This is a genomic window from Belliella kenyensis, from assembly GCF_022549675.1.
Classification (GTDB): Bacteria; Bacteroidota; Bacteroidia; order Cytophagales; family Cyclobacteriaceae; genus Belliella; species Belliella kenyensis.
In genome coordinates, this window is the sequence record NZ_JAKZGR010000019.1 from 46,833 (window position 1) to 66,809 (window position 19,977).

Annotated in this window: 14 protein-coding genes; 13 read left to right on the top strand and 1 reads right to left on the bottom strand. The window is 37.2% G+C overall.

The window, feature by feature from the left end:
• Nucleotides 1-51 precede the first annotated feature (51 nt).
• Nucleotides 52-1,698, bottom strand: a complete 1,647-nt coding sequence (locus tag MM214_RS16875; protein ID WP_241297310.1) for a UxaA family hydrolase — start codon at nucleotides 1,696-1,698, stop codon at nucleotides 52-54.
• 104 nt (nucleotides 1,699-1,802) lie between these two features.
• Between MM214_RS16875 and MM214_RS16880 the strand changes: the two genes are divergently transcribed.
• The 13 genes from MM214_RS16880 (at nucleotide 1,803) to MM214_RS16940 (ending at nucleotide 19,973) form a co-directional block, all read left to right on the top strand.
• Entirely contained in the window at nucleotides 1,803-2,798 is a 996-nt protein-coding gene (locus MM214_RS16880; protein WP_241297312.1) for a sugar kinase, read from the top strand.
• A gap of 186 nt (nucleotides 2,799-2,984) precedes the next feature.
• Nucleotides 2,985-3,644 carry a beta/alpha barrel domain-containing protein gene (locus tag MM214_RS16885; RefSeq protein ID WP_241297314.1) on the top strand — a complete coding sequence of 220 codons (660 nt, stop codon included), beginning with the start codon at nucleotides 2,985-2,987 and terminating at the stop codon, nucleotides 3,642-3,644.
• A 24-nt stretch (nucleotides 3,645-3,668) separates the two neighbouring features.
• Entirely contained in the window at nucleotides 3,669-4,649 is a 981-nt protein-coding gene (locus MM214_RS16890) for a TRAP transporter substrate-binding protein (protein WP_241297316.1), read from the top strand.
• A gap of 20 nt (nucleotides 4,650-4,669) precedes the next feature.
• Entirely contained in the window at nucleotides 4,670-5,158 is a 489-nt protein-coding gene (locus MM214_RS16895) for a TRAP transporter small permease (protein WP_241297318.1), read from the top strand.
• A 1-nt stretch (nucleotide 5,159) separates the two neighbouring features.
• Nucleotides 5,160-6,455, top strand: a complete 1,296-nt coding sequence (locus MM214_RS16900; protein WP_241297320.1) for a TRAP transporter large permease — start codon at nucleotides 5,160-5,162, stop codon at nucleotides 6,453-6,455.
• Between the two features lie 419 nt (nucleotides 6,456-6,874).
• On the top strand, nucleotides 6,875-7,768 hold the full coding sequence (locus tag MM214_RS16905) for a DUF1684 domain-containing protein (RefSeq protein WP_241297322.1): 894 nt from the start codon (nucleotides 6,875-6,877) through the stop codon (nucleotides 7,766-7,768).
• A 280-nt stretch (nucleotides 7,769-8,048) separates the two neighbouring features.
• Complete coding sequence (locus MM214_RS16910) at nucleotides 8,049-10,280, top strand: sodium-translocating pyrophosphatase (protein ID WP_241297324.1); 2,232 nt, start codon at nucleotides 8,049-8,051, stop codon at nucleotides 10,278-10,280.
• A gap of 994 nt (nucleotides 10,281-11,274) precedes the next feature.
• Complete coding sequence (locus tag MM214_RS16915) at nucleotides 11,275-11,859, top strand: hypothetical protein (protein WP_241297326.1); 585 nt, start codon at nucleotides 11,275-11,277, stop codon at nucleotides 11,857-11,859.
• Nucleotides 11,860-11,904: 45 nt separating this feature from the next.
• Nucleotides 11,905-12,885, top strand: coding sequence for a hypothetical protein (locus MM214_RS16920; RefSeq protein ID WP_241297328.1), 981 nt, complete (start codon nucleotides 11,905-11,907; stop codon nucleotides 12,883-12,885).
• Between the two features lie 46 nt (nucleotides 12,886-12,931).
• Complete coding sequence (locus tag MM214_RS16925; RefSeq protein WP_241297330.1) at nucleotides 12,932-13,840, top strand: tail fiber protein; 909 nt, start codon at nucleotides 12,932-12,934, stop codon at nucleotides 13,838-13,840.
• Between the two features lie 9 nt (nucleotides 13,841-13,849).
• The gene (locus MM214_RS16930) at nucleotides 13,850-14,851 is read left to right on the top strand and encodes an interleukin-like EMT inducer domain-containing protein (protein ID WP_241297332.1); all 1,002 of its coding nucleotides are present in this window, start codon (nucleotides 13,850-13,852) and stop codon (nucleotides 14,849-14,851) included.
• 55 nt (nucleotides 14,852-14,906) lie between these two features.
• Nucleotides 14,907-16,232: a hypothetical protein gene (locus MM214_RS16935; protein ID WP_241297334.1), complete on the top strand. Its 1,326-nt coding sequence runs from the start codon at nucleotides 14,907-14,909 to the stop codon at nucleotides 16,230-16,232.
• Between the two features lie 78 nt (nucleotides 16,233-16,310).
• Entirely contained in the window at nucleotides 16,311-19,973 is a 3,663-nt protein-coding gene (locus MM214_RS16940; RefSeq protein WP_241297336.1) for an RHS repeat protein, read from the top strand.
• Nucleotides 19,974-19,977: the final 4 nt, after the last annotated feature.

The window sequence follows — 19,977 nt, forward strand, 5'->3', positions numbered from 1 at the left end:
TTTTTAGAATCTTAAAAAGAAGTGCCCGAGATTGATCTCGGGCATTTACTTTTATAAGGAAACTCCTCTTTTCCAAGGAATAAAGTCATCTTGTTCCAATAGCTGCGCTTTGGTTTTCATCTCCCCACTTGCTACCTTGATGATGTGTTCTAGCATTTCTTCACCCATTTCTGGAATTGATTTTTCTCCTGAGATAATGCCCCCAGTGTTCACATCAATGATGTCAGGCATTTTTTCTGCAAGTTTGCTATTGGATGATACCTTGATCACTGGCGTGATGGGATTACCAGTAGGAGTCCCTAGACCAGTGGTAAATAAGATAATGTTAGCGCCAGAACCTGCCATTGCTGTAGTACTTTCTACATCATTACCGGGAGTACATAGCAAGTTCAATCCAGCTTTGGTAGCATATTCTGTATAATCTAAGACATCTACCACTGGTGAATTACCTCCTTTTTTTGCTGCTCCGGATGACTTCATGGCATCAGTAATCAGTCCATCCTTGATGTTGCCAGGTGATGGATTCATGTCAAACCCTGATCCTACAGCTTCCGCAGAAGCTGCATAAGCAATCATCAATTTGCTGAATTTTTTGGCGATGGTATCATCCACGCATCTATTGATTAGTTCTTGCTCTACACCGCACAGTTCTGGGAATTCAGATAGTATGGATTTACCACCCAACGCAACAATCAGATCTGATACATGACCTACAGCTGGGTTTGCAGAAATTCCAGAAAATCCATCTGAACCGCCACATTCTAAACCAATAGTTAGTTTGCTCAATGGCGCTGGCTTTCTTTGGATTTGGTCAGCTTCTGTCATAGCAAGGAAGGTTTGCTTTATGGCTAAAGATAGCAATTGTTGCTCCGTGCCTTCCTTTTGTTGTTCAAGTATAATAACTGGCTTGGTCAGTTTTGAATTCAGTTTATTAATTTTTTCTTGTAGTATAGCTGGTTGTGCATTTTGACAGCCCAAACTAAGGATGGTAGCACCTGCTACATTGGGGTTGTGGATATAGCCTGCTATCAAAGCGCAAAGTGCATCAGAGTCTTGTCGAATTCCTCCACAGCCACCTTGGTGGGTCAAAAATTTAATTCCATCGATATTATGGAATAGCTTTTGATCTTTTTTTTCTAATACCTGTGTCACTTCTAAAGCTTCAATAGCTTCTTTTTTACCACGCTTGTACAACTCAGCCATTTGTTGCACAAGACTTTTGAAAGGGTTTGGTTTGCTGAATCCGAGTTCTTCTACGAATGCTTGTTTGATTATCTCTACGTTTCGGTTTTCGCAAAAAACAAGCGGTACCACAATCCAGTAATTGGCTGTTCCTACTTGGCCGTCTTCTCTATAAAATCCATCAAAAGTTCTATTTTTGAACTTGCTGATATCGGGTTTTTCCCAGTCAGTGGTTTCGGTTTTTTCACTAAATGTATTGGCTTCATGATGTACATTAGAAGTAGTGAGAACAGCACCTTGGGGGATTTCGTGAACTGCTTTTCCCACCATAGAACCATACATATAAATTATTCCACCTTTGGGGATATATTCTAAAGCGAATTTGTGTTTTGCAGCTATATGGTTCTTTAAAATGATGTTTTTATCTTGAAATTGAATATTTTCGCCTGAGTCTAAATCCGTCAAGGCTACCAAGACATTGTCTAGTGGATGAATTTGTAAAAACCTATGGTTCATTGATAATTTTGTTTATATTGCGCAATCGATTGCACAATTTATGCAAAAGTTTAGGAAACAAAAAAATAATAAAGCATTAATTTAAGCTCAGCAATAATAAAAAGATGAAAGTAAAGGTAATTACCCTTGGAGAAGTCATGATGAGGCTTAGTACGCCAGGTCATGAGCGCTTTCTTCAATCAGATCAGTTCAATATAGTGTATGGAGGAGCAGAAGCTAATGTTTCCGTATCTCTTGCTCAATGGGGCATAGATACTCAGCATGTGACAGTGTTTCCGCCTCATGATCTTGGCAAGGCTGCCACTCAATACCTTAGACAGATGGGGGTGGGTATAGATCATGTTTATACTGCTCCAGGAAGATTGGGGCTCTATTTTCTAGAGAACGGCTCTATGCAGCGGTCTTCCAAAATCATCTATGATAGATTCGATTCGGCTTTTGCCAATTTTGATGCAAGGCAAGTAGATTGGGACCTAATATTTGATGGCGCAAGCTGGTTTCATTGGACTGGAATTACTCCAGCACTCTCACAATACGCAGCTGACATGACTTTGGCTGCACTTCAAGCTGCTAGTAGTAAAGGTTTGATGATCAGTGGAGATATAAACTATAGGAGGAATCTTTGGCAATATGGTAAAGGTCCACTAGATATAATGCCTGAACTTATTAAATATACGCAGGTGATCGTCGCTGGATTAGCAGATTTTGAAAACTGTATGGAAATCAATTCTTCAAGTTATGAAGAGGCTTGTGTAGCTGCGAAAAAAGCATTTCCTCAGATCAAATACATCACTTCCACAGAAAGAGACGCTGTGTCAGCCTCAGAAAATGGACTTCACGCACTATTATGGAACGGAGAAAAATTGCTCAAGTCAAAAACATACCAAATGACTCATATAATAGACAGAGTAGGTGGAGGTGATGCCTACATGGCTGGTTTGATCTATGGTCTTTTACATCATAAAGATCAAGAAGCACTTGAATTTGCCGTTGCAGCTTCTGTGCTCAAGCACAGTATACCGGGTGATGCTAACTTGGTTAGTCTTGAGGAAGTTCAAGCCTTAGTAAGAGGAGAGCATGTTGGGAAGCTTCTGAGGTAAAGGCAGGGTAAAAAAACGAATTCTTGTATAAAGTATGATGTACCAAGTACAAAGTACCATGAGGTAATTCTTAAACCTGAGCAAGGTTTTTCAATCTAATCCAGTTAGCATTTCAGGACTAAAGTAAAATCTACAATCTACAATCTAATCCCAATAGTTATAGGGACTACAATCATAATCATAACAATGAATCAACAGAAAAACATTCTTCAAGCTATGCAGGAAACGGGTATGATACCTGTATTCAATCATCCAGACATTGAAGTTGCAAAATCAGTATTGAAATCAGCATATGAAGCTGGAGTAAGAGTTTTTGAGTTTACTAATAGGGAGACCAATGCATTTGAAGTATTCAAAGCTTTGAAAATCTATAGTGAATCATTTGAGGGGCTATATTTGGGAATAGGTACCATTTTTACTGTAAAAGATGCCCAGCAGTTCCTATTTGCTGGAGCTGATTTTATAGTTTCTCCAGCATTGATCCCAGAGGTGATTCATTATTGCAATATGAAAAGTGTACTCTGGATTCCTGGATGTGCGACCATATCTGAAGTATTTCAAGCCAAAACTTTAGGGGCACAGCTGGTCAAGGCATTTCCTGGGAATTTGATTGGAGCTGGATTCGTCAAGGCTGTAAAATCTGTAATGCCTGATGTCAATATCATGCCTACAGGTGGTGTAGAACCTTCTTCAGACAATCTCATCACATGGTTTGACGCGGGTGTATATTGTGTAGGGATGGGTTCTCAGCTATTCGAGAAGCAAGTCATCAGTTCGGGGCAATATCAAGTACTTGAAGAAAAAATAAGTGCTACACTTACATTAATTCGAAAGATTAGATCTTAAAATTCAACCCAAAATACAGTTTTAATGAAATTTAAGCTTAGTGTTTTAATCTTTATCATGGTCTTTGTGATCACAGCTTGCAAGGGTCCAGGCGGAGTAAGGGTCATCAAGCTGGGGCATGGGCTAGGAGTGACTCATCCAGTGCACGAAGCCATGGTTTTTATGGCGGACAAGCTCAAGGAAAAGTCAAATGGTGAAATGATCATCAAGATTTATCCAAATCAACAGCTTGGATCAGAGCGAGAATTGGTTGAGCTTCTACAAATAGGAAGTCTTGGGATGACTAAGGTCTCATCAGCTGTAATGGAGAGTTTTGCTCCCAAGCTTCAAGTGCTCAGTATGCCTTATTTGTTCACTGATGATGCGCATAGGGACATAATCCTTAAAGGACCTATTGGAAAGCAATTACTTTTGGATGGAGAAGACTTTTGGTTAAGAGGATTGTGCTACTACGATGCTGGCAAAAGGAGCTTTTATACTAAAAGTAAACCCGTATCAAGCCCAGAAGACTTGAAAGGCCTAAAGATTAGGGTAATGGAAAGTAATACAGCCATCAATATGGTAAAGAATTTTGGTGGTTCACCAACTCCAGTATCCTATGGCGAACTCTATACAGCCTTGCAACAAGGGATAGTAGATGGTGCGGAGAACAATCCTCCAAGTCTTTTCACTTCTAGACACTATGAAGTGTGCAAATACTACTCTATCAATGAGCATACGGCGATCCCTGATATCATGATCATCAGCACCAAGGTCTGGAATCTACTTTCTGATCAAGAGAAACAGTGGCTACAAGAAGCAGCAGATGAGTCAGCCACTTACCAATATAAAATCTGGGCAGAATCAGTAGAAGAGTCTTTGACCGAAATGGAAAAAGCTGGTGTAGAAATCATCTATCCAAAGCACGATGGATTTAGAGAGGCTGTGGAGAGTATGTATGAAGCCCTTAAAGTCTCAGATCCTCAGCTATATGCTGTAGTAGATCAAATTAGAAAAACCCAATAATATTCCAAAATATAGGTTACATGTTTAGTGAAAAAATGAAAATATTTACAGACAAAATCATGTCATCAGCATTGATCATGTTGATGGGCTTGATGGTTTTGAATGTAACTTGGCAAGTATTGTCTAGGTATTTGCTACAAAGTCCAAGTTCTTTTACAGATGAACTTTCAAGATATATGCTCATTTGGCTAGGTATGCTTGGGGCAGCATATGTAGCAGGTCAAAATCAACACCTTGCCATAGACATTGTATTGCGTAGATTGGAAGGTCAGGCAAAAGCTCGGTTGCAGTTATTGATCAATGTTTTGATAATCTTTTTTGCATTGATTGCTATGGTTTTTGGGGGGAGCAATTTGGTCTATATCACGATGATGCTAGGTCAGAAGTCAGCCACTTTGCAGATCCCACTTGCCATTGTTTATGGAATTATTCCTTTCAGTGGATTATTGGTAATTTATTATCAATTGGTCTTTATTTTTCAAATGATGAGAACTTCTAAAGGAATTTAAAATGGAGTACATAAGCATTATCATTCTCGTTTTGACATTTGTCACGCTGATGGGGATTGGCGTTCCTGTAGCTTGGAGTTTAGGGCTTTCAAGTTTATTGACGCTTTTGGTTTCTGTGACATTTATGCCCTCTGCTACCACCATAGCTCAGCGAATGGGGACAGGATTAGATAGTTTTTCTTTATTAGCTATACCTTTCTTCGTACTTGCAGGGGAGATAATGAATAGAGGAGGGATTGCCAATAGGTTGATAGAATTGGCGAAAGCAATCACAGGAAGACTTCCTGGAGGACTATTATATGTCAATGTGATAGCTGCCATGCTTTTCGGTGCCATCGCTGGATCAGCCGCAGCAGCAGCCTCAGCCATTGGTGGTATACTTGGCAAAAGAATGGAAAAGGAAGGCTATCCTAAAGAACTTGGTGCAGCTGTCAATATCACTTCATCAACTACAGGTTTGATCATTCCTCCATCGAATATCCTTATTGTATATTCATTGGCTTCGGGGGGTGTTTCGATTGCAGCCCTGTTTATAGCAGGCTATATTCCAGGTATTTTTATAGGACTTTTGCTCATGCTCACTGCTGCAATTTTTGTAAAAAGAAAAAATTTACCTGGTGGTGATGTCACTTCGGTCAAGGATTTGATTAGTAAATTTCTCAAGGCTTTTCCAAGCTTGATGCTGTTGGTAGTAGTCATGGGAGGGATCGTTGGTGGGGTTTTTACCGCAACTGAAGCTTCTGCAATTGCAGTGATATATACCTTAGGGCTCTCGTTTTTTTACAAAGAATTGAAGTGGAAAGAACTACCCGCTATACTTTTAAAGTCCTCAGAGACTACAGCGGTAGTGATGTTATTGATTGCGACTTCGATGAGTATGTCTTGGGTGATGTCTAGTGAAGACATTCCACAGTCTATTTCTTCTGCATTATTGTCTATGAGTGATAACATCTGGGTGATTTTATTACTCATTAATATTCTCTTGCTATTTGTCGGCATCTTTATGGATATGACTCCAGCGGTCTTGATATTTACACCGATATTTCTTCCCATAGTGACTGCATTAGGGATTGACCCTGTTCACTTTGGTATTATCATGATCCTCAACCTATGTATTGGCTTGTGTACGCCACCTGTAGGGTCAGTCTTGTTCATTGGTGTGGGGGTTGCTCAAACAAGTATAGAAAAAGTTGTCAAACCATTGGTGCCTTTTTTTATTGCTATGATCTTAGGACTTATTGTGATTACCGTTTGGCCTAGTTTGACACTTTGGTTGCCAAGAATGTTTGGCTTATAAAAGAACTCGTTAATTTAATGGTTAATAATTTGAGGAAAAGGGCTGACCGGTGGTTGGCCTTTTTTTATTTCCTAAAGTCCTCAATAAATTTGTAATAGATTATGATGAAAAATATTAATATGTATATTCGGAACTTTGCCAGTAACATTGAGAAAATCTGATTTACCTAATTACCGATATTAATTGATATTGGATACTTATGGATATTGATCATTAACAACCTGTTGAGCCATTGAATTGAAGTTGCTGGCAAAAAAGCGTATAATCAGATTATGTTTAGCTAATGAAAGTATTTGGTGAATTTTCTTTCAAAATCTTGATGGTTCTGGAGTTGTTTATTTTGTAGCTTTGAATAGACAATAAGCTGGTATATCTTGAGAAAGTTTACCTCTTTTCTTTACTCTCACTTTCCTTCATCTATGCTCAATTTAAATCGATATTTTACCATAATCAGCCTGAGTGTTGTTTTTGCATGTACTTCTTCAGAAGTAAGTCATTATGCAATAGAAGAGACTGATCACCAAAAAGAGATTTCTACTTGGTATAGTGATAGGATGAGCTCATTGAAGTCTGAGAATGGATGGCTCAACTTGGTAGGTCTACATTGGTTTGAAGAGGACACCCTTCAAGCATCGGAATTGGATGTACCTGATTTTCCAATGATGGGCATTTGGTACACCTCTGCTGGCAAAGTCTACTTTGAGCCAGCACTGGATAATGTGAAAATTGGTAATGAAGTGATCCATAATCAAGTGTTGATTTTTGATCCAGAACTAGATTTGGCTTCTACTTTGATTTATGAAGACTTTCGTATCACTCCTCTGCAACGTGGAGAATTGACAGGTTTGAGAATAAGGGATTTGTCAGCGAATCAGGTTCAAGAATTCACAGGGATTGAGAGGTTTCCTGTTTCTTTAGATTGGAGGATGATAGCAGAGTTTGTACCTTATGTTCCTGTAAAAGAAATCCCCATATCCAATGTCTTGGGTCAAACATACCCAGCAAAGGCTTTGGGGTATTTGAGATTTGATTATGAAGGCAAAGCGTATCAATTGGATGCGCTGGAAGAGGGAGATCAGCTATTTTTAATTTTTGCAGATGGTACAAGTGGAGCTGAGACGTATGGAGGTGGTAGATACTTGTATGTAAATAAGGCAGATTCTTCTGGCAAAGTAGTTCTAGATTTCAATAAAGCCTTTAATCCACCATGTGTGTTTACACCATTTGCAACATGTCCATTACCACCTAGGCAAAACATACTAACCTTAGCAATAGAGGCAGGTGAGAAGTATTGGGAAAAGGTAAAGGATTGAAATCAAGAGCATTAATTTTTTTATGAATCGCTTCCAGTAAACTAAGTGATAACCAATTTTTCACTGTATGATCTTGTTTTTAAGGAAGTATAAAATTATTTTTAGTTTGAGCGTTTTCGATTGTCAATAGATCAAATGGAGTATGTTTTCAAACTATTACATGGTTATATTGAAATGATTTTGGTTACACAGCCAAAGATTATTTGCTATTTATTGCTTGCTAGCTGAATAATAATATATTTGTTAGAAAGTCACTATAACAATAAACCAAAATAATCTTATGGAACAAATGTTTATCTATTTAGTCCCTGTACTAGGGATCGTTGGCCTGATTATCATGGCTATAAAATCAGCTTGGGTCACCAAACAAGATGCTGGAGATGCTACAATGCAAGAGTTAGCAGGCCACATAGCACGTGGAGCCATGGCATTTTTGAGAGCTGAATGGAAGGTGCTTTTTTACTTTGTAGTGATTGCAGGAATTGTTTTGGGTTGGTCGGGAACATTAGTCGAAAACTCCAGCTGGATCATCGCTATATCATTTGTGATAGGAGCTGTTTTGTCGGCTTTTGCAGGTTACTTGGGGATGAATATAGCTACCAAAGCCAATGTCAGGACTACAGAGGCAGCAAGGACAAGTTTAGCCCAAGCCTTAAAAGTATCTTTTACTGGCGGCTCAGTGATGGGGATAGGTGTGGCAGGATTGGCGGTTTTAGGAATGGGTTCCCTATTTATCCTTTTCTACAATATGTTTGTAGTCTCTACAGGAGGTGATGTCAATGGTGATGCCATGGCTACAGCTTTAGAAGTTTTGGCAGGGTTTTCTTTGGGTGCAGAATCCATAGCACTTTTTGCTAGAGTAGGAGGAGGGATTTATACCAAGGCAGCTGATGTGGGTGCAGATTTGGTGGGAAAAGTAGAAGCAGGTATTCCAGAAGATGATGTGAGGAACCCAGCAACTATAGCTGATAATGTAGGAGATAATGTAGGAGATGTGGCAGGTATGGGCGCAGATTTGTTTGGCTCTTATGTGGCCACTATATTGGCCTCCATGGTATTGGGTAGAGAGATTGTGTCAGTAGATAATTTTGGTGGAATTGCTCCCGTCTTGTTACCATTGATCATTGCTGGACTTGGGTTGATGTTTTCTATCATTGGGACTTTGTTTGTTAAGATTTCTAGCGAAACCGCTTCCGTGCAATCGGCCTTAAATAGAGGTAATTGGATTTCTATAATTCTTACTGTAGCAGCTTCCTATTTTGTGATCATGTATATGCTGCCAGAAGGTGACCTGATGCTGTCAAGGGGTGGTTCTATTGCATTTACCAAAATGGGTGTATTTGGTGCAGTGGTGATTGGTCTCATTGTAGGAGCTTTGATGTCTATCATTACAGAGTACTACACAGCCATGGGTAAGCGACCAGTGAATTCCATCATCAAGCAGTCTTCCACTGGCCATGCTACCAATATCATCGGAGGAATATCAGTGGGTATGGAATCTACAGTTTTGCCAATTCTAGTGCTTGCGGGTGGTATTTATGGTTCGTTTTTAGCAGCAGGCTTATACGGAGTAGCTATCGCAGCAGCAGGTATGATGGCTACTACAGCCATGCAGCTAGCAATCGACGCTTTTGGACCTATAGCAGATAATGCTGGAGGTATTGCAGAGATGTCTGGGTTACCGAAAGAGGTCAGAGAAAGAACTGATATTTTGGATGCAGTCGGCAATACTACCGCAGCAGCTGGAAAAGGCTTTGCCATTGCATCAGCAGCACTTACTGCATTGGCCTTGTTTGCAGCGTATGTTGGTTTAGCAGGTATCAATTCGATTGATATATACAAGGCAGATGTCTTGTCAGGGTTATTTGTAGGTGCTATGATTCCATTTATATTTTCATCTTTAGCAATTGCAGCAGTGGGAAGGGCAGCGATGGATATGGTCAATGAAGTAAGACGACAGTTCAGGGAGATACCAGGCATCATGGAATACAAAGCCAAGCCAGAGTATGAAAAGTGTGTAGAAATTTCTACACAAGCATCAATCAGGGAAATGGTTGCTCCAGGAGCTATTGCTTTGCTAGCGCCTATCATTGTGGGCTTTGCTTTTGGGCCAGAGGTGTTGGGTGGTCTGTTGGCTGGTATTACTGTGTCAGGTGTTTTGATGGGGATTTTTCAAAACAATGCAGGAGGAGCATGGGACAATGCGAAAAAGTCATTTGAAAAAGGCGTAGAGATAGATGGAAAAATGGAATTCAAGGGCTCAGAAGCTCACAAAGCTTCTGTAACTGGAGACACAGTAGGAGATCCATTCAAAGATACATCAGGACCTTCTATGAATATTTTGATCAAACTTACCTCTATTGTGGCTTTGATTATCGCACCTCATATATCAGAGGTACCTCATGGTACGGTTTCTCATTTAAAGAATTTGGAGGATTCAAAAGAAATTACTTTAGTGGAAGAGATTAGTGAAAGTAATTTAGAAGAGGTTGAAAGTTTAAAAATGCAATAGTTGCTAATTTGGGCTGCTACTAATTCGTTCGAACTGTAGGAACTTTCAAATATGAAGAACAGTGGAAGCCTTTAAGGTGTAGATGAAGCATTCATCTACACCTTAATGCCTTTATATTATTACTATTGATTTCATTTTTTTCAATCTTTTTATCACTTGGAAATTGATAATATTTTGAATTTTTTTTAAAAAATAATTTTTTCTGAAAAAAATCTTCTATTTTTTTTCATTGTGTAAATAAAATTAAATTTTGTGTTATTTCTAATAAAAAAACGAAAGTGTTTTTAAGTAATTTGAAAAACATTATTTTGTATCTAAAAATTAATCAGTTTGATCTGATTAAACTAAGCTATTTACGATTATTTGTTGAATTAAAAAATACCTAGAACTAGGTATTTTTTAATAATTTTAAATTTATAATATTTGCCGAGAGTAGATTAGTTTTAAAAATGTAAATGTTGTGATAAGCTCATTTTTGGATTTGCTTATTTTACAAGCTAGGTATTGAAGATTGGTTTGGCTAGTAGTGAATGATTCACTTCAATACATTTTGCTACATGATTGCCAAACTAAAGTTCTTAAGTAATAGATGCTCAATTTTTCGAGTCATTGGGTTAGGATTCAAAAATTATATTTTAAATAGTCAATACAGTATTTGCCCTATTACAGGAAGTTTAGGCATAAGAAAGTGTACTACTATCATAAGGTGTTTTTATTTAATTCTTGACATATACAATAAAATTGGTGACTTAAGGTGTGCAAATCCTTTATTGTCATCAGATAATTCTATCAAAATCAAGATATTTTATACAAATAACAGGTTAGTTGAAGTCTTGGGTAGATTTGAGGATTTTAAGATTATGAAATTAAAGCTTTACAAAATTTGAATTAGTGAAAAATGGATTTAACCTATAAATCGATACTTACTTTCTTGATATTGATGATTGTTTTTTCATTTCAAAAAACATTTTCACAAACATTGAAAATAGAAAATATGGATCTAATTCCAAGTGAAGGTCAGATTCCTGAGGCAACTTGGGGCACATACATGCTTTGGGGTAATGGCTCAACTCGTCGTGTTCGACTAGGTGTATCCAATGATGGATTTACTCGTGCTGAAATCGAATTAGTCAATAATAATACTTCCTGGGGGTCAATATTTTTTAAAACGACTAATGCAGCAGGGGGAGCAGTGACGAGAATGGTAGTTCACAATAATGGTAATGTAGGTATTGGTATTGGCAGTAATGTTCCTGGAAGTAGACTGGAAGTTAACGGAACCATACGTGCTAAAGAAGTAAAACTAGAATCCACCAATTGGCCAGATTATGTTTTTGAAGAAAAATACGACTTGATGCCATTAGATGCAGTTAAATCTTTTATCAATCAGAAAGGACATTTACCTGGATTGAAGTCAGCTAAGGAATATGAGCAAAATGGTGTGAATATGCTTGAATTGAATCAGAAGCTCTTAGAAAAGGTGGAAGAATTGACATTGTATTTAATCCAAAAAGATGCAGAAATCAGCTCTATGAATACACGATTACAATACTTGGAGTTGATTTTTGAACAACAATAGAGAATCTCATTAGAAAGTAAATAAAGTTCGAGAAATTTCAGGTTTATGATATGTAAGAGAATTCATTCAGTTTTGTTGATTTTGTTGATATTTATCAATTTAAAGGTAGCTCAAGCTCAAACCTCATCAGTGCTCATCCCTTCTAATATATCTACAGGGAGTCTGGAGAAAAATATGCTCTTTTATGCAAACAATAGGTATACAGTTTCGCAACAAGGGGCCGCAACTGTATCTTTACAGGCAATGTTTGATGGTAGTTTTTCGCCTTCTACTACTGGGATCAGTGTAAGTGAAAATGATCCTACAGTGATATTGATAGAAGGTTTACCAAGCATACATACACAGCAAGGTGCATGGATAGGTTGGAGTAGTAGAGGATGGAATCCTACCAAATTTAAAATTGAGATATTTAACACACATAATGGGATAAATCAGTGGGTAGTGGTGGATAATGTAGAGAACTACACCCAAAGACATTATATGGTGAAGGCTCCTCATAGTATATGCGGAAAGATTCGGTTCACTTTTTATCGGGCTTCAGGTACGGATGGAAGGATGCAATTGAGTGAGTTATTTTTTATTCATCCCGAAGGCGTTAGGGCTTATGACGGCTATTTAGTAAAGTATAGTCAGGTAGGCAATGTAGGAATAGGAACAGCAAACCCCACTCATCGCCTCGAAGTCAACGGCACTATCCGAGCCAAGGAAGTAAAGCTAGAAGCCACCAACTGGCCAGATTATGTATTTGAAAAGGATTATGAGTTAATGCCATTAGATGCAGTCAAATCTTTTATCGATCAGAAGGGACATTTACCTGGATTGAAGTCAGCTAAGGAATACGAGCAAAATGGTGTGAATATGCTTGAATTGAATCAGAAGCTGCTGGAGAAAGTGGAGGAGTTGATGCTTCATACCATTAATCAACAACAGTTAATAGAAAATGAACAAGAGAAAAATAAACTACAATCAGAACTATTAGAGAAATTAATAGAGACGGTTGACGAGCTTAAAAAACGATTAAAATAAAGTATAGTTGATGTTTTAACATTTTTATCAAACACAAATAATAGACATGACAAAATCATTATTGGTATTTCTTCTTTTTTTAATGATATCAGGCAGGCTGGTGGCACAAAACTATCCCACAGTAACGACAAAAGGAGATGTAGTAGAAACATATGTAAGTAACAACAATGCTATTGAAATTGGCTTGGCTAATTCATTAAACGCTAGAAGGGCATGGCTGCTAAGCCGGCATAGTACTACAGATACTTATGGTGATTATTATTCAACATTTCATATACAACCTGATGTCGGTGATAAACTAAGGTATAGGGGAGTAGCAATTGGACTTCCACCTTCTACCATATTACCTGTTGGAGTCCACCTTGCGGTTAATGGAAGGGTAGGAATTGGCATTTCCACTCCAACAGCTAATCTACATGTTAAAGGTAATATTTTGGTAGAAGGTCAGCTCTCTTTAAGATCTTCTGACGATAATTCAGCTGGCAATATAAGTACAACAGAAGAGCCTGGAAATCAGAATGGAATACGAATATATGCAAATAGAGGAAGTGGAAAGATAGTTTTTGAGACCAATGGTGGTGGTTATGCAGAAAAGATGAGGGTTTCAAATAATGGTAATGTGGGAATAGGGACGACCACTCCATCCAACAAACTCGAAGTCAACGGCACTATCCGAGCCAAGGAAGTAAAGCTAGAAGCCACCAACTGGCCAGATTATGTATTTGAAAAGGATTATGAATTGATGCCATTGGAAGCAGTCAAATCCTTTATAGATCAGAAGGGGCATCTACCAGGATTGAAATCGGCAAAGGAATATGAGGAAGAAGGAGTGAATATGCTGGAACTGAACCAGAAGTTGTTAGAGAAGGTGGAAGAGTTGACTTTGTATGTCCTTCAAATTAAGTATAAAAATGATGAAATAAGAGAAGAAATTAAAATTCTAAAATCTAAATAGTTAGGTGTTATGAAAAATGGAATTTTAACATTCTTATTCTTTCTGATTTCTTTGATATCCATGGGTCAAACCAGTGTTTATATAAGAGGAACAGGGAATAATTTTTCTGCAAGCCGACTGGTAAAACTAAATGGACAGTCTATCAATATCCCGGCATCAGGTAGAGGTCTCTGCCTGACGATTATCAACGCAACTACACATGAACATGTCTCTTCAGTTAGGTACGATACATATGGAAATGCTGCTGCTTCCAATGATCTGGCTGAAGCCCTCAACAATCTTCAGAGAGGGCAAATAGGTATTTTGACTTCATTTGATGCATGGGAATTGAATGTAACTACAAACCTTCAGAACGCAGCAAGGAGATTGGGATTGTACAAACTGGGTGGTGGTTTAAGTACAGGTTCGAGAAGACCTTATGCTGCCATTTTCAGAGGATCAGGAGTTTCTATGGGAAATGTAGAACCAAATCATATTGCCTATGAAGTAATGCAATCAAACAATGGAAATGCCGAAAGAGCTGTTATTGCAACTTGGTTGATCGATGATGCTTTTGTTGGCAATAACTTAAGCAATGCTTTGGTCTACGGAAACGGGGCGGTTTCAGGGGCGGCATTAATAGTCAACCATCTTGGAAATATTGGAATTGGTACTAACTCCCCCAATAACAAACTCGAAGTCAACGGTACCATCCGTGCCAAGGAGGTAAAGCTGGAAGCAACCAACTGGCCTGATTACGTATTTGAAAAAGATTATAAGTTAATGCCATTGGAAGCAGTCAAATCTTTTATAGATCAGAAGGGTCACCTACCAGGATTGAAATCGGCAAAGGAGTATGAGGAAGAAGGCGTGAATATGCTGGAGCTGAATCAAAAGTTGCTGGAGAAAGTGGAGGAGGTCACCCTCTACCTGATCCAACAACAGAAACTAATAGAATCACAGGCTGAACTAATCAAAAGACAGCAGATTGAACTTGACCGCTTTTCTGAAAAGTCCTGCAAACCAGACTGAAATAATTAATATAAGCTATAGGAAATCATACAAACAATTGTAAAACCAACAAGCATTGAAAAAGGCCATTCTCTTGATATTGTTTTTGATCAGCAGCCTCTGTGTTCAAGCTCAGCATTACGATGTGAAGCTGTTCGACGGACGTGTTAAGCAAGCTGGGGTAAAGACTGATAAAATAAAACAAGAGTACCGTAAGGTCCAGAAGGAATATAAGAAATATGTAAAAGATAGGAAAAAGCAATATCATGCAATGAAAGACAGCTTAGGGAATCATGATAGCTTAAAAAATATGATTTCAACAGACTCTATCAAGAGGCTATTGAGACTCAGAGAAGAACAATATGTTTTTGCAGATAGCCTTTATAGCCTTGAGCAAATCGCTTCTTGGGACAAAGCTGAATTTAATTTGAAGAACCAATCGATACTAATGACTAAGGAAAAGCTGGAAGGTAGGGGATACTTTTCGAAGTATGAAGTGCTCAAAGGTCAAATAGCTTCCCATAGAAGGATCATTAAGGATTATAAAGATAGTCTTTCGACCATAGACTCTCTAGACAGGGATGAGATCAATTTCAAAGTAAAACAAAAAAAAGAGGAGCTAAGCGGAGCATATGAAAGTAAGCTTGAGGCTATCACAAGTGAAATTGTAAATGATAAAATGCCTGAACTACCGGGTGGTTTCCAAAACAAAGAATTGCAAAAATTCCAAAATAAACACGCTCACTTGAAAGGTAATTTTGACAATCAAGGACTACTTCTGCTTTCTGAAGCACAGGCTGTGGATCATTTTGCAGGAAAAGAACAGGTTTTACAGGCTGCACAGGAGAAAGTGGCAATTTTAAAGAAGAAATATAGTGAAGTTATAGATGCCGAAGACCTGTCGACTGCTACGAAAATAAATTCACTCAAGGGTGAGCCAATAAGGAATAGATTAGTGTATGGTGGTACGCTCCAGCTACATGTAGATAGAAGTACAAACCTAGATTTGAATCCGGAAATTTCCTACAGAATGAATAAGCATTTGGACTTTGGATTGGGAGGAACGTACAGATTGAATGTGCAAACCAAAAATCTTCCAAATGCCATCAAACTGCCCAATGTGGTGGGGTATCGTGGGTTTGTGAATCAAAAGATTTTTAAGAGCCTATATGTGCATGGAGAGTATGAAAGTCTGTCCAATACCCTATTGACAAAAGATAGACAGCTGGTTAATAAATGGTATGGCAGTTTCTTGGGGGGGCTACAGAAGCGCTTTCGACTCAAAGGAAAGTCTTATGGTCAAGTGCTCTTGCTCCACAATTTTCACCACAGGGAAAACCCAATGTACAATAGTCCTTGGGTCCTTAGAGTGGGGTTTGGGAGGAATGGGAATAAAAACTAGTAATCATATATTGAATAATAAACCAGAAAATTGAATTACCTAAGAATACTTTTCATTTTATTGAAAATTGATCTGAATATGAAAAAATACATTTTATCCTGCTATTTAATTCTAAAGATAACCTTGGTTTATTCTCAAAATAGCCATATGATAAGTCACCCACCTTCTCCAGAGGCAGCAAAAATTGCTCAATTTCAGTTGCACCCCGCAAATTTGTATACAGGCACACAGGCAGTTGATATTCCATTATATTCATTTGACTTTGAGGGAAGAACTATTGAACTGAATTTATCATACCATGGAAGTGGTATCAGAGTTTCTGAAAACGCAGGGAATGTAGGCTTGGGTTGGTCAATTTCACCAGTTGGAACTATTACAAGAGTTGTTAATGGTTACGATGATCTTGCAAATTATTCTCAAAATAATAGAGCAATTCAGGGGTACTTACATGATACCCAACTAGTGCCTCCGGGCTTTAATTTTAACTGGTGGAATACATACTTGGCAAGTGGAAAAAGAGATGCTGAACCAGATGTTTTTAATTACACATTTTTGAATAGCTCTGGATCTTTCATATTCAACAAAAAGTCCAGTAGCAATAGTCCTGTAACAGTAACAAAGCTGCAGGAAAATACAGATAAAATTGAGTTTAATGTTTACTCTAATTCATTTACAATAACAGATGAAATGGGATTCAAGGCAATTTTTTCTGTAAAAGAATATTCTACGAGCATAGGAGGAAGCTGTGTAGGTACTTGGCAGATTTGTGATATGAATTCAATTGAATTTAATCAAACTGTTCTCAATGGAGGAAGGCTAATCACAACTTGGTATTTGTCTAAAATTATAAGTCCATTAGGAAAGGAGTTGGAATTTAGTTATGATATTAATCCATCAAATGGATTTAGTGATTATTTAAGCATTAGCCCATTTAATTGGAGCGAATTTGACTCGTATGTTATTTCCTTTGGAGAAGGTTCAGTAAAAAATAATTATGGTTATTCGAGACAAATATTTGAAAATGTCTATATTTCTTCAATTTACTCCACTGACTATGATCTAAAAATAAACTTTAATTATGCAGATAGGTTGGACATAGAAAAATTTGAAAGTCCCAATAATAACTCAACTTTTAAATTTTGGATGGATTTTCTTAAACTGGATAGAAACAATTACCATGGAGATATAAAGAATCCAAAAAGATTACAAAGTATTTCTGTTTCAAATATTTCAATACCTAGTGTATTTAATAGAGAAATTACTTTTAATCAGAATTATTTTAATCCAAATCATACAGATAAGATTAAGTTTTCGAGATTAAAACTTAACTCGGTTTTAGTTGGTAATCAAAAGTATGACTTTACTTATTTTGATGGATTGCCTTCAAAAGAATCAAAAGGTATTGACTATTGGGGTTTTTATAATGGTAGAGATAGTAATACTACCCTTATGCCTGTAACACCACTATTGCCACATTTAAATATTGAATATCCAGGTTACATTGATGATAATTTTTATTTTCAAAATCCGCACAGGTCTGCGAATTTCGACCATGGAAAAGCTGGGTTATTAACATCAATAACCTATCCTACTGGTGGTAAGTCAACTTTTGAATATGAACCTCACCAATACAAACTAGAAGGAAAGGAAATTTTTGCTCCAACCAATGTGCCTTTTACTGCAAATGGATTAGATGCAGCTCAAACTACTTCGTTTTATTACAAAGGTTATCAAAACGCTGGATGTACTGGAATTATGAATGTTAAGCTACGTGTTAGATGTAAAGACTTTTTTTCTAATGCTCCTTGCACAATTAATCAAAATGATAGACTTAAGGTTGCTGTACAATTTATAAATCCTAATGGTCAAGTCCTTGAAGAATTGAATTATGATTGGTTGCATTTGCAAGGAAAAATCGACTTCGAGATGAACTTGGACTTCCCTACCGATCCTTTAGGAACAAGAGCTTTACCTCCTGGAGTCTATACGATAAAAGCTTTTAATGTGAAATCAAATGGTCAGACACTATATTATGGAGATGCAAGAGTACAGATGAGGTCTAGTTGTACAAATGTTTCAACTAGCGTAATTAATGTTGTTCATAATCAGGTATCGGGAGGAGCAAGGATAAAAAGTATAACTCAGTTTGATGAAAACAATAAATTCGTTTTGAAAAAACGATATGAATACCTTGATAGGTCCGATGTCAGGTACTCTTCTGGAAGACTTATGAACCCATTATTTCATATGAGTAATATTGTTACAAGTGAAATTGTTTTACCAGATGGTACAAGAACTGGATATAATTTTGTTCTACATCAAAGTAATTCAGGAAGTTCACTAGAAAACGGTAATGCTGCTCAAGGCAATCATATTGGTTATACCGATGTTCGGGTTTTACATCAAGACGAAATGGGAATAGTGAATGGTTATGAGGATTATAAGTTCATAAATAAGCCAAATGAATTATTTTCATTTAATTCATCATCTTATCCATATGAATCCTTGGGCTCTGTTCGAATGACTAGTTTTAAAAATGAAAATGGGAAGTTATTATCGCTGAAAATTTTTGATTCTAAATTGAATACTTTTGTAAACTCACAAGAATTTGAATACAAGAAAAGTACTTTGAATCAAATCAATGCAGTAAAATTAAATTATTCAGGTTCGCAAAGACCTCTTCAGACATATTATAAAATAGATGTTTTTTCTTTCAATTTGGATAAAAAAATGTCTATGAAAGATAATCTAATTACTTATGAAAATTTTGATTATAACAATTTTAATCAAATCAAGAAGCATTCAATTAAGAATAATTCAGAGGACATTTATGAGACATTTTATAAATATGCGCTTGATTTGCCAACTTCTACAGGCTTTTTAGGACTTAAAAAGCAATTAAATATTGTTGGAGACCCAATAGAATCATATACTGCTTATAAAGGAAAAGTCATAAAGGCAAACGGGAATTTGCACAAAACTGTAAATGTTAATGGGAAAAATATTCCATTGTTAGATAAGACTTACTTATATGATGCAACTATGAACTTTGTAAGTAGTAATGGGATATCTTTTTCTGGTGGTTATTATCCAGTCCATGAGGTAATCACTTATAACAGCCAAGGAAAGCCAATATTGGTAAGAGAGAATGAAGTAATTAATTATACCTTAATTTGGGATAGTAAGGGCAAAGAAGTTCTAAGTAAAGTTTTAAATTCATTACCTAGCCAATCAAGCTATACATCCTTTGAAACAGATGATAAAGGGGGGTGGAGCTATTCGGGTGTCCCAAGTGCAGGTTCTATTTCAAAAACAGGCAGGAAAAGTTACTTTTTAAATTCAAACAATAATATTACCAAAACGGCTATTGGAGCTTCCACTGCCCATCCATATAAACTTAGTTTTTGGGTTAGACGTGTAGCTGGTACTGGAAGTTGGACGTTTATGGGACAGACAGAGTCGCTAGATTGGAACTGGAAGTTTATTGAAAGGATAGTTACAGAAACATCTGTATCTATAAGTGGATCTGGTATCTATATAGACGAGTTGAGGTTACACCCATTAGATGCCCAAATGACCACTTACACCTATGATCCTTTGATTGGTATGACCAGTCAGACAGATCCCAATGGTGTTACATCCTATTACGAATACGATTCCTTTGGTCGTCTTTTGAATATTAGGGACAAGGATCGAAATGTTTTGGAAACATTCGAGTATAATTATTCAAATCAGCCTTAAGCTA

Coding starts and splice junctions, on each gene's coding strand:
- MM214_RS16905 (WP_241297322.1), top strand. CDS start 6,875: ATGCTCAATTTAAATCGATATTTTACCATAATCAGCCTGAGTGTTGTT.
- MM214_RS16930 (WP_241297332.1), top strand. CDS start 13,850: ATGAAAAATGGAATTTTAACATTCTTATTCTTTCTGATTTCTTTGATA.
- MM214_RS16890 (WP_241297316.1), top strand. CDS start 3,669: ATGAAATTTAAGCTTAGTGTTTTAATCTTTATCATGGTCTTTGTGATC.
- MM214_RS16910 (WP_241297324.1), top strand. CDS start 8,049: ATGGAACAAATGTTTATCTATTTAGTCCCTGTACTAGGGATCGTTGGC.
- MM214_RS16885 (WP_241297314.1), top strand. CDS start 2,985: ATGAATCAACAGAAAAACATTCTTCAAGCTATGCAGGAAACGGGTATG.
- MM214_RS16875 (WP_241297310.1), bottom strand. CDS start 1,698: ATGAACCATAGGTTTTTACAAATTCATCCACTAGACAATGTCTTGGTA.
- MM214_RS16915 (WP_241297326.1), top strand. CDS start 11,275: ATGGATCTAATTCCAAGTGAAGGTCAGATTCCTGAGGCAACTTGGGGC.
- MM214_RS16900 (WP_241297320.1), top strand. CDS start 5,160: ATGGAGTACATAAGCATTATCATTCTCGTTTTGACATTTGTCACGCTG.
- MM214_RS16925 (WP_241297330.1), top strand. CDS start 12,932: ATGACAAAATCATTATTGGTATTTCTTCTTTTTTTAATGATATCAGGC.
- MM214_RS16940 (WP_241297336.1), top strand. CDS start 16,311: ATGAAAAAATACATTTTATCCTGCTATTTAATTCTAAAGATAACCTTG.
- MM214_RS16895 (WP_241297318.1), top strand. CDS start 4,670: ATGTTTAGTGAAAAAATGAAAATATTTACAGACAAAATCATGTCATCA.
- MM214_RS16880 (WP_241297312.1), top strand. CDS start 1,803: ATGAAAGTAAAGGTAATTACCCTTGGAGAAGTCATGATGAGGCTTAGT.
- MM214_RS16920 (WP_241297328.1), top strand. CDS start 11,905: ATGATATGTAAGAGAATTCATTCAGTTTTGTTGATTTTGTTGATATTT.